The sequence below is a fragment of the Mycolicibacterium tusciae genome (genome assembly GCF_002086795.1).
Lineage (GTDB): Bacteria > Actinomycetota > Actinomycetes > Mycobacteriales > Mycobacteriaceae > Mycobacterium > Mycobacterium tusciae.
The window spans coordinates 1-10,035 of the sequence record NZ_MVIM01000037.1 but is presented as its reverse complement, the minus strand read 5'-3'; the positions used below and the strand labels follow the sequence as shown (position 1 = coordinate 10,035).

The 10,035-nt window shown below is 67.3% G+C and carries 9 protein-coding genes and 1 tRNA gene; 4 read left to right on the top strand and 6 right to left on the bottom strand.

Annotated features, from left to right (window positions below; translation table 11 throughout):
* From BST47_RS29805 to BST47_RS29785, 5 genes are all read right to left on the bottom strand, one after another.
* Positions 1 to 928: serine/threonine-protein kinase (locus tag BST47_RS29805; protein WP_234809930.1), on the bottom strand; the 928-nt coding region annotated here is incomplete at its 3' end.
* Positions 929 to 1,053: 125 nt separating this feature from the next.
* The gene (locus tag BST47_RS29800; RefSeq protein ID WP_083129345.1) at positions 1,054 to 2,028 is read right to left on the bottom strand and encodes a phosphoribosylanthranilate isomerase; all 975 of its coding nucleotides are present in this window, start codon (positions 2,026 to 2,028) and stop codon (positions 1,054 to 1,056) included.
* A 117-nt stretch (positions 2,029 to 2,145) separates the two neighbouring features.
* A complete protein-coding gene (locus BST47_RS29795) occupies positions 2,146 to 2,625 on the bottom strand; it encodes a nitroreductase family deazaflavin-dependent oxidoreductase (protein WP_083129344.1) in 480 nt (159 codons plus the stop codon).
* 7 nt (positions 2,626 to 2,632) lie between these two features.
* Positions 2,633 to 3,130, bottom strand: a complete 498-nt coding sequence (locus tag BST47_RS29790; RefSeq protein ID WP_083129343.1) for a pyridoxamine 5'-phosphate oxidase family protein — start codon at positions 3,128 to 3,130, stop codon at positions 2,633 to 2,635.
* A 12-nt stretch (positions 3,131 to 3,142) separates the two neighbouring features.
* Positions 3,143 to 5,395: a molybdopterin-dependent oxidoreductase gene (locus BST47_RS29785; protein ID WP_420094073.1), complete on the bottom strand. Its 2,253-nt coding sequence runs from the start codon at positions 5,393 to 5,395 to the stop codon at positions 3,143 to 3,145.
* Between the two features lie 136 nt (positions 5,396 to 5,531).
* Here BST47_RS29785 and BST47_RS29780 point away from each other — a divergent pair, with 136 nt between their 5' ends.
* The gene (locus BST47_RS29780) at positions 5,532 to 6,119 is read left to right on the top strand and encodes a TetR/AcrR family transcriptional regulator (protein WP_083129342.1); all 588 of its coding nucleotides are present in this window, start codon (positions 5,532 to 5,534) and stop codon (positions 6,117 to 6,119) included.
* A gap of 16 nt (positions 6,120 to 6,135) precedes the next feature.
* Here BST47_RS29780 and BST47_RS29775 read toward each other — a convergent pair.
* Positions 6,136 to 6,218 (bottom strand) — tRNA-Leu (locus BST47_RS29775).
* Positions 6,219 to 6,477: 259 nt separating this feature from the next.
* On the opposite strand from BST47_RS29775, the gene BST47_RS29770 reads away from it, so the two are divergent.
* The 3 genes from BST47_RS29770 to BST47_RS29760 form a co-directional block, all read left to right on the top strand.
* Positions 6,478 to 7,917 carry an FhaA domain-containing protein gene (locus BST47_RS29770; RefSeq protein ID WP_083129341.1) on the top strand — a complete coding sequence of 480 codons (1,440 nt, stop codon included), beginning with the start codon at positions 6,478 to 6,480 and terminating at the stop codon, positions 7,915 to 7,917.
* A 152-nt stretch (positions 7,918 to 8,069) separates the two neighbouring features.
* Positions 8,070 to 8,537, top strand: coding sequence for an FHA domain-containing protein FhaB/FipA (locus tag BST47_RS29765; protein WP_083129340.1), 468 nt, complete (start codon positions 8,070 to 8,072; stop codon positions 8,535 to 8,537).
* Positions 8,534 to 10,035, top strand: a 1,502-nt coding sequence (locus BST47_RS29760; RefSeq protein ID WP_107529131.1) for a PP2C family protein-serine/threonine phosphatase, incomplete at its 3' end; no start/stop codon positions are given. The genes BST47_RS29765 and BST47_RS29760, both read left to right, overlap by 4 nt.

Here is a 10,035-nt window from a genome sequence, read left to right as displayed (position 1 = left end):
TTCGACGGTCCGGTGCACGCCGTGGTGTGCGGCGAGTCATTCGAGATCGCCAAGTCCTGAGCTTCAGTACCCGGGGCGCCTGCATCGTCGGGGCCGGGCGCAGCGCGACCGTCGGCTCGTTGATCGCGCGCGCCGCGGCATCGGCCAACTCGCGCGCCGACTGATAACGGTCGTCGGGATTCTTGGCCATGGCGCGGGCGATCACATGGTCGATGGCCGGGGGCAGCGCGGGCACCAGATCGGTGGCCCGCGGCGGCGGATCGTTCAGGTGCGCGGCCATCGTCGCCGCCATACCCCCGGAATTGCCGAACGGTGACCGTTGGGTGAGCAGGTCGAACAGCGAGCAGCCGAGGGAATAGATGTCGGCGCGGCCGTCGACCGTGTAACCGGACAGACTTTCCGGTGCCGCATAGGCGATGGTCGCCACCACCATGCCCGTCGCCGTCAGGTTGGTCGCGTCGTCGAGTGCGCGAGCAATTCCGAAGTCCGCCAGAAAGACTCGTTCATCGCCGGCGGCGAGCAGGAAATTGGCCGGCTTGACGTCCCGGTGCAGCAGCTGACGCCGGTGCGCATAATCGAGTGCCTTGGCGACCTCGCCCACGATGTGAACGGCGCGCAGCGGCGTCATCCGGCGCGCGCGGGTCTCCTTCTCCGCGTCGCTGCCGTCGACGTACTGCATCGCGATCCAGAGTTGGCCGTCCTCGGTCTCGCCCCGGGTGTACACGGTGACGATGTTGGGGTGATCGAGCGTCGCCGCCAGATCGGCCTCGCGGAGGAACCGGGCGCGGAAGTGGTCGTCGCGGGATAAGCCCTCCGAGAGCACCTTCAGCGCGTCGCTGCGGGGCAGGGCGGGGTTGCGGGCCTTGTAGACCGTGCCCATTCCGCCCGCACCCAGTACCGCCTCGATGGTGTAGCCGGCCACCGTCATGCCCGGACTCAACGCCACACTGCCCCCTCATCTCGACCTCGTCTGTCCTAGCATGCCGTGTTGCGCAGCGCGAACACCCCGCAACTTCGAGAGGTTGCGGGGTGTCCGGTGGTACGGCGTGGATGTCAGCTCAGGCCGACAACCTCCTGGGCGATCTCGGCCACTCGGGTCTGCGCGGCCGAAACCAGCCGCTGCCGGTTCTTGTTCATCTCCTCGTAGGCGATGACCGTCCGGATGTCGGACGGATCCTCGAGTTCCTTGACCGCGGCGACGGCGTCATTGAGGTTCAGCTCGTCGTACTCGGGGATCGGCAGTTCCTCGGCGTCGAGGATGCCCCCGGCTGCGCGCGCGTTGTGCAGCGCGTCCGCCGTCTTCTCGGCTCCTTCGTCGCGGACAACGGCCTCGGCGCTCTGCAGCGCCGCATCCCGGGAGGCCCCGATGGCCTTGAGGGCTACCTCACCGGCGCGCTGTGCACGCTTCACCAGCTCGTCGACGGCCGGACCAGACGAACGCACGAGTTCGGCAACACGCTCGGCGGATTGCGCCGACCACTGCCCGGGCAGGCCCACAATCTTCACCGCGGTACCGGCGGCCGCCTGCAACGGGGTACGGCGCAGCGCCGCCGGCCCGCCAAGGGCGTCCTCGGCCAGCACGGTGGTCAGCCAGTTGACGGTCGCAGAGTGGGCAGTGATCAAACGATCGGCGAGCTCCTGCACGTCCGTTTTCTTGGCCGCGACCGCGAGCGCCTTGATGTAGCGCGACCGATCGAGCAGCTGGTCCTCGAGCGCGAGATCGCCGAGTAGTGCCTCGTCGAACGGCTGGGCCTGCTCGGTCAGCGCCTTCACCGCGGCTGCGGCGCGGCCGAGGAACGGGCCGATGGTGTCGGGGAATCCGCCGAGGTCACGAATGGCCTTCTCGATGGCCTCCGCGCGGATACGGCCGTTGTTGGCGTTCTTGGTCAGCTCGTCACGGACCGCGTCGGTTCGTGCCTGAGCGATGCGGGTCTCGGCGACCTGAATCTCGGTGTGCGTCAGGTCGAGCACGGTGCGCAGCTGATTGATCAACGTGAGTTCAGCGGTCTTGGTGGTGGTGTCAGTCATATGTATCGCCCCTTAAGCGTTGACGGATTGGGTCGGCGCTGGGGAGCACCTGACGGTTGGCTACCCGACACACCGGGCTGGCCAACATTCAGGACTGTGAGATAGATCGCATCGGGCTCAGCGTGGCTTGAGCACGATCACGGGGATATCGCGGTCGGCCCAGCTCTGGTACGTGTCGAAGTCGGCGTAGGCCTCGACCAGCTTCGGCCAGAGCCTCGCCTTTTCTTCCGGCGACGCGGTCTCGGCACGGACGGCGCGGCGATCGGTGCCGATCTCGATGTAGGCGTCCGGAGTCGCCACCAGATTGCGGTACCACTGCGGATGGGTGTCGCTACCACCCTTCGACGCCACCACGATCACGTCCTGACCGTCTTGGATGAACACCAGCGGCGAGACGAACGTCTTGCCGGATTTGCGGCCGGTGTGCTCGAGCAGCAACGTGGGCACCGGCTTCTTCAGTCCCGCACCGATGCGCCAGTTGGCGCCGATCTTCCCGCCAGATTTCCGGTACACCCACACGTGCGCCTTGCCGGCATACTTCATCACCTTATTGACGAACGGCGAATTCAGTTGTGCCGGTTTCTTGTTCGGGTCCATTTCTCCCCTACAGGTACTGGGCGGTGCTGCCGCCGACGGGCATGTCGCCCATGCCGAGCTTGCGATGATCCCAACTGCGCATCCGCCCGGGTACCACCCGCACGCAGATCCGGTTGTTCATCATCTGGTCGACGAACGGTCGCATCTCGTCGGTGTATGGGCCGGTATAGCGCTCCCACACGCTGATGCCAACGCGCAGATTGGTTTCCGGATCATCGATGATTTCCGCGGTGCCGTCGATCGACACCCCGCGGAGCGTGGTGTAACTCTGCCCGTCCTCGATCATGACGGTGATCGTCGGGTCGCGTCGCAAGTTGACCGCCTTCTGCGACTTGGCCTTCGTTTCGAACCAGATCTCACCGTCGAGCACCGCGTACCACATCGCCACCAGGTGCGGCCGTCCGTTGGGGAGCACGGTCGCCATCGTCGCGGTGCGGCTGCGCTCGATGAACTCGGCGATCTCGTCGTCGCTCATGACGATTCTTGAACGTTCGTTCTTGCCCACGCGTCGATACTTTCAGGTCGACGTCGCGGTCACCGTCACCGGGATACCGTTCAGCGCCCCGTTGCCCGACGGTTCGTCGATGAAGTTCGGCGGGGACAGGACATTGGTGTTCACGCCGGGGGATTCGTTGGCGATCGACATCCGGGTGCCTGGCTTGCCGTGGCCCCAGCCGTGCGGCATCGAGACCACGCCCGGCATGATCGCGGCGGTCACCTCGACGGGCACCTCGATGCTGCCTCCCTCCGATGTCACCGTGACCACGTCGCCGGTCACCACACCGTGCTTGACGGCGTCATCGGTGTGCATCAGCAGCGTGCACCGGTCTTTGCCCTTCATCAGCGGACCGACGTTGTGCAGCCAGGAGTTGTTGGATCGCAGATGACGTCGGCTCACGAGCACCAGCTCGTCGGGCGCGCGGTCGAGGCGCTGGGCCAGACGGGGCAGGTCGTCGAGCAGATATTGCGGTGCCAGCCGGATCTTCTTGTCGGCGGTCCCCAGGACGTCGGGGACCTGCGGCACCATCGGCCCGAAGTTGATGCCGTTGGGTTGTGCCTTCAACCTTTCCAGCGTCAGGCCGTCGGGGTTCTCGCCGTACCTGTCACCGAACGGACCGGTACGCAGGGTGAGGTCCAGGATGCGTTCGGGGCCGCCATGTGTGTAGTGCTTGCGGATCTCCGCGCCGTCAAGGCCCTGGGTGAACGCCATGTAGTCGAAGAAGCCGTCGTCGATCGCGGCGACGTCGACGTCCTCGGCGGGCACGCCGGTACACAGCCCGGTGAGCCGGACCAGGATCTCCCACTCGTGGGGGCGGTCGGGTTCGTCGGGCTCGAAGACGGGCGCCGAATAGTTGGCGATGCTGTTGACCGCGAAGTTGAGGATCAGGTCGTCGTGGTGCGGCTGCTCCAGCGGCGACAGGCCGGGCAGGATGACGTCGGCGTGCCGCGTCGTTTCGTTCATCCACAGGTCGACGGAGATCATCGCGTCCAGTTGCGGCAGCACCTCATCGAGTTTGTGGCCGGCCGGCGTGGACAGCACCGGATTACCGGCGACCGTGATGAGGGCCTTGATCTGTCCCTCCCCCGGCGTCGCGATCTCCTCGGCCAGGCACGACACGGGTACCTGCCCCAGCACCTCCTTGGCGCCGCGCACCCGGGTGCGAAACCGGCCGAATTCGGCGGCGCCGTCTTCGAGGCCGGGGATCGGCTGCACGGTCACCGACCACGCGGTGGCACGCGGGAACATCGAGCCGCCCGGCTTGTCGAAATGTCCGGTGAGAATGTTGACGACGTCGACGAGCCAGCTGGCCAGGCTGCCGAATTCCTGGTTGCACGTACCGATTCGGCCGTACACGACGGCGCGCTCGGTGCTGACGAGCTCGCGCGCGAGCTCCCTGATGCGCTGCGCTTCGATTCCGGTGACGCCGGTGACGCGCTCCGGGGACCAGTCCGCGGCGACCTCCCGCAACCGGTCGAGTCCGTCGACGTGAGGAGCCAGGTCCCCGAGGGCGACCAGGTCTTCGTCGAACAGTGTGTGGGTGACAGCCATCAGCAACGCGGCGTCGGTACCGGGTGTGATCGGCAGCCATTCGCTGGCCCGCGCCGCGGTCTGGGTGCGGACGGGGTCGATGACAATCACCTTGCCGCGCTTGCGAATTCCGTCGAGGATGCCCATGACGTCGGGCGCGGCCAGCAGGGAGCCCTGGGAGGCCGAGGGGTTGGCGCCCATCACCACCAGCAGGTCGGTGCGCTCGATGTCGGGTACCGGGAACGTCCACCATCCGCCGTACATCAGGTGCGACGAGAGGTTCTTCGGCCATTGGTCGACGGTCCCGGGCGAGTAGGACAGCGGGATGCCCGACATCCCGAGCAGCACGCCGGTGTAGCGGCCGAGGGAGAACGAGTGCGCGAGCGGGTTTCCGGTGTAGCAGGTCACCGCGCCGATGCCGTGCTTCTCGATCACCGGCGCGAGCATTTCGGTGCAGCGGCGGAAGGCGGCGTCCCAGCTGACCTCCTGCCACTGGCCGTCGACTTTGATCATCGGCCGGCGGATCCGGTCGGGGTCGTGGTGGACCACGCCCAGGCTGGCGCCCTTGGGGCAGATGTGGCCGCGACTCCAGACGTCGTCGCGGTTGCCGCGGATGCCGGCCACCCGTCCGCCTTCGACCTGAATCTCCAAGCCGCACATGGCTTCACACAGCGGACAGGTGTACAAATGGCGGCCGTCCTCGCCGACACCGGCCAACAGGTTCGTATGCGCGATCGTCACATTCGCCTCCGATGATTCCGCCGAACGTGGGTTACCCGCACGCCTAGAGGCTGGAATGCGTGCGGGTAACCCACGTTCGCCACGGTCTTGTTGTGACACACTGTAACGACAAACGGGTGGAGGCAGGGCGCGATTCATGGAGACCGTCGAACGGCGTCACCGGCGTCAGGGTTCGCGCCGCGACCCGTCGATAGACGCGGCGGTGCTCGCCGCGACCCGGCGCCTGCTCGTCGACCGCGGCTATGCGGCGGCAACCATCGACCTGATCGCCTCCACGGCGCAGGTGAGCCGTCCGGCGGTGTACCGCCGGTGGAGTTCCAAGGCGCAGCTGGTGCACGAGGCGCTGTTTCCCGACCTCGGGCCCGAACCTCCCGCGGACGACTTCGTCGGCGAGATCACCCGGCTGTGCCGCGGGGCCCTGGCCATGTACGAGGATCCGGCCGTACGTGAGGCACTTCCCGGTCTGCTCAACGACTTACGGTCCGACCGCAGGATGCGCCGCGTGATCAGCGACCGGCTGGAAGCCGCCGCCCGCAACCAGCTGGCCGGCCGGATCGGCGCCGCGGTCGCCGAGGGAACGGCCCGCCCCGGGATCGACGCCGACACCGTCATGGACGTCATCGCCGGCGGCGCGTGGTACGCCGTCTGCGTACGTCACGTCAAAGACATCGACGCCGCAGCGGCAGCGCTCAGCGAGCTGGTCCTGCGCGGAGTGCTCGTCTGAGTCGGTTCAAGAATTGTGGGCGAAGGGGGACTTGAACCCCCACGTCCCGAAGGACACTGGCACCTGAAGCCAGCGCGTCTGCCATTCCGCCACTCGCCCCAACAACCGGGGAAGACTATCACGCACAACACCGTGCTCCCCAACCGTGCCGATGCGGTGCTGTGGGCCGGGACGTTTTCCAGACAAACGCCGCTGACCTGCTGGGTTTCAATTCTCAGAATTCCATTGGTCACGCCTCGACGTGCCGGGCCGATACCATGCAAGCAAGGGTGGTGGCCAGGCGACACGCGTGGGAACAGCAGGGTGCGCACCCCGGTCACCGGCAAGGCGGCCAACAACAAATGAGGCAGGCGGTGATATGGGTCTGGTCGACCGTTTTGAGCGGAAGCTCGAGTCGACCGTTGGCGACGCATTCGCCCGGGTGTTCGGCGGATCGATCGTTCCGCAAGAGGTCGAGGCGATGCTTCGGCGCGAGGCAGAGACCGGTGCGCGCGAATTGGCCGCCGGGCGAGTTTTGGCGCCAAACGACTACGTCATTACCCTCAGTGTGCCTGACTATCAGAAGGTGAGTGCCGACCCGGACCTCACACCAACAACTTTTGCCAAGCACTTGGAGGGATACGTCCATGAGCAGGGATGGCAAACGTATGGTGATGTGGTCGTCAGGTTCGAACAATCATCCAGCCTGCACACCGGACAATTTCGCGCGCGGGGGGCGGTCAATCCCGACTCCACCAGTGGCGATCCCGCCTCACCACCCCGAGACCTTTCGTCCAACGCAGAATCAGGAGTACCGATGAGCGACAACCCGACGCAATATGGCGGCCAGGCTCAGGGGCGGCCCGGCGACGAGTATTACGACGACCGATACGGCCGGCCAGAAGACCGCGGGCAGGATCCCCGCGCCCCCTACCCGCCGCAAGAGCAGGGCGGCTACCCGCCCCCACGCGACGCGAGCTACCCCCCGCGCCAGGGCGGCGGCTACCCCGATCAAGGTGGATATCCCGACCAGGGCGGATATCCCGACCAGGGCGGCTACCCGGATCAGGGCGGCTACCCACCGCCGTCCTACGAGCAGCGCCCGCCTGCCGGCTACGGCCCACCCCCGGGCGGCGGCGGGTACCAGGATCCGGGCTACCGTCAGGCACCCGGCGGCTACGGCCCGCCCCCAGGTGGCCAGCCGGGCTACCAAGCGCCGGCAGGTGACTACGACTACGGCCGTCCGCCTGCGCCATCGCGGCCCGACGACGGTGGCTACGGCCGCCCGTCCTATCCTGATCAGGGCGGCTACCCAGACCAAGGCGGCTATCCCGATCAGGGCGGGTACGGCGGGCAGGCCTACGGCCGTCAGGACCAGGGCTACGGAGCCCAGCCCGACTACGGGCGCTACGGCGGCGACGCCGGCGCCGGATACGCCGATCAGGGATATGCCGAGCCCCAGGGCGGATACGACTACGGCCAGCCCGCGGGCGGCGGCTACGGCTACGGGCAGAGCGACTACCCCGCTGCCGGCGCCACCGTCACCCTGCAGCTCGACGACGGCAGCGGCCGGACCTACCAGCTGCGTGAAGGCGCGAACGTGATCGGCCGCGGACAGGACGCTCAGTTCCGCCTGCCCGACACCGGCGTCTCCCGCCGGCACCTGGAAATCCGCTGGGACGGCCAGGTCGCCCTGCTCGCCGACCTCAACTCGACCAACGGCACGACGGTCAACAACGCACCGGTCCAGGAGTGGCAGCTCGCCGACGGCGACGTCATCCGGCTGGGCCATTCGGAGATCGTCGTCCGCGTGCACTGAGGCTCGGCCGATCTGCGGCCGGCCCTCAACGGGAGAAGCTGTCGGCTTCTCCCCATGCAGCTGGCCGTCCAAGTATCGTGACGTTGCCGAAGGTGGCGACATCGATTTGGCTGTCGATGCGACGGAACGCACGGGGACGGAGAGGACGTCAGATGCAGGGGTTGGTACTGCAACTGACACGCGTCGGCTTCCTGTTGCTTCTGTGGTTGTTCATCTGGTCGGTGCTGCGGATCCTGAGGACCGACATCTACGCACCGACCGGAGCAGTCATGGTGCGACGGGGATTGCCGTTGCGGGGCTCGCTGCTGCCCAATCGCGGCCGCAGGAACGTGGCGCGGCAGCTGGTCGTCACCGAGGGAGCGCTCGCGGGAACGCGCATCACGTTGGGCACCCAGCCGGTGCTGATCGGCCGCGCCGACGACTCGACTCTGGTTCTCACCGACGATTACGCCTCGACACGGCACGCAAGGCTGTCCCCTCGAGGTTCGGAATGGTACGTAGAAGACCTAGGATCGACCAACGGCACATACCTCGACAGGGCCAAGGTGACGACTGCGGTACGCGTTTCGATGGGGACGCCGGTTCGAATCGGCAAGACGGTAATTGAGCTGCGCCCGTGACACTGGTGCTTCGATACGCCGCGCGCAGCGACCGCGGCCTGGTCCGCGCTAACAACGAGGACTCCGTCTACGCGGGTGCGCGCCTGCTCGCGCTGGCCGACGGGATGGGCGGTCACGCAGCCGGCGAGGTCGCCTCGCAGCTGGTGATCGCGGCGCTGGCCCACCTCGATGACGACGAGCCCGGCGGTGACCTGCTGAGCAAGCTCGACACCGCGGTCCGGGAGGGCAACTCCGCCATCGCCGCTCAGGTCGAGGCGGACCCCGAGCTCGAAGGCATGGGCACCACGCTGACCGCGATCCTGTTCGCGGGCAATCGTCTTGGCCTTGTCCACATCGGCGACTCCCGCGGCTATCTGCTGCGCGACGGTGAACTGACCCAGATCACCAAGGACGACACCTTCGTCCAGACACTGGTCGACGAGGGCCGCATCACGCTAGAGGAGGCGCACAGCCATCCACAGCGCTCGCTGATCATGCGTGCGCTCACCGGTCACGAGGTCGAGCCCACCCTGATCATGCGTGAGGCCAGAGCCGGGGACCGGTACCTGCTGTGCTCCGACGGGCTGTCCGATCCGGTCAGCCACGACACCATTCTCGAAGCGCTGCAGATCCCCGACACGGCCGAAAGTGCGGACCGCCTAATCGAATTGGCCCTGCGCGGCGGCGGACCCGACAACGTGACGGTCGTGGTGGCCGACGTCGTCGACTACGACTACGGCCAGACCCAGCCGATTCTCGCCGGCGCGGTATCCGGTGACGACGATCAGACCGCGCCCCCCAACACAGCAGCGGGCCGCGCGTCGGCATTCAACCCGCGCCGCAATGTGGCCAAGCGGATCGAACCCCCTCCAGAGGAGCCGGTTCGTGCACCGAGATCGCGGCGGCGAATGTTCATCGCCGCCGCGCTTTTGGTTTTGGTGGTCGTCGCCGGTCTGGTCATCGGCCGCGAGGTCGTGCGCAGCAACTATTACGTCGCCGCGCACGACGGCACCGTGTCGATCATGCGCGGCATACCCGGGTCGATCCTCGGCGTCGCGATGCAGGAGACCTACCGGCACGGTTGCCTGACGGCCCGCAACGACCTCAACCTCATCGCACCGGGCCAATCGGCGTCCGGCTGCCAGCTTTTTCGGGTCACGGACCTGAAGCAGGCCGACCGGGCTCAGGTGGAAGCGGGTCTGCCGACCGGTTCCGAAGACGACGCCATCGGCCAGATCAACAAGCTGGCCCAGGGTTCGGTGCTGCCGGTCTGCCCGCCGCCGGCCGCCACTCCGTCGCCGTCACCGCGCACCACGGCCGTCCCGCATTCGCCGGATCCGTCGAATTCTCCAGGGCTGCCTAACAATCCACCGGCCAGCACGACCGCAGGCCAGCCGAGCGAACGCACGTCGACACCGGCGCCGGAAACCCCGCGGACCGTCACGAAGCCGCCTCCGCCTCCCGGGTCGGACACTCCTCAGTCGCCCGCATCCCCTGCACCGCCGGCGCCGCCCACCCC

Coding starts and splice junctions, on each gene's coding strand:
- BST47_RS29800 (WP_083129345.1), bottom strand. CDS start 2,028: ATGACTGACACCACCACCAAGACCGCTGAACTCACGTTGATCAATCAG.
- BST47_RS29795 (WP_083129344.1), bottom strand. CDS start 2,625: ATGGACCCGAACAAGAAACCGGCACAACTGAATTCGCCGTTCGTCAAT.
- BST47_RS29780 (WP_083129342.1), top strand. CDS start 5,532: ATGGAGACCGTCGAACGGCGTCACCGGCGTCAGGGTTCGCGCCGCGAC.
- BST47_RS29770 (WP_083129341.1), top strand. CDS start 6,478: ATGGGTCTGGTCGACCGTTTTGAGCGGAAGCTCGAGTCGACCGTTGGC.
- BST47_RS29765 (WP_083129340.1), top strand. CDS start 8,070: ATGCAGGGGTTGGTACTGCAACTGACACGCGTCGGCTTCCTGTTGCTT.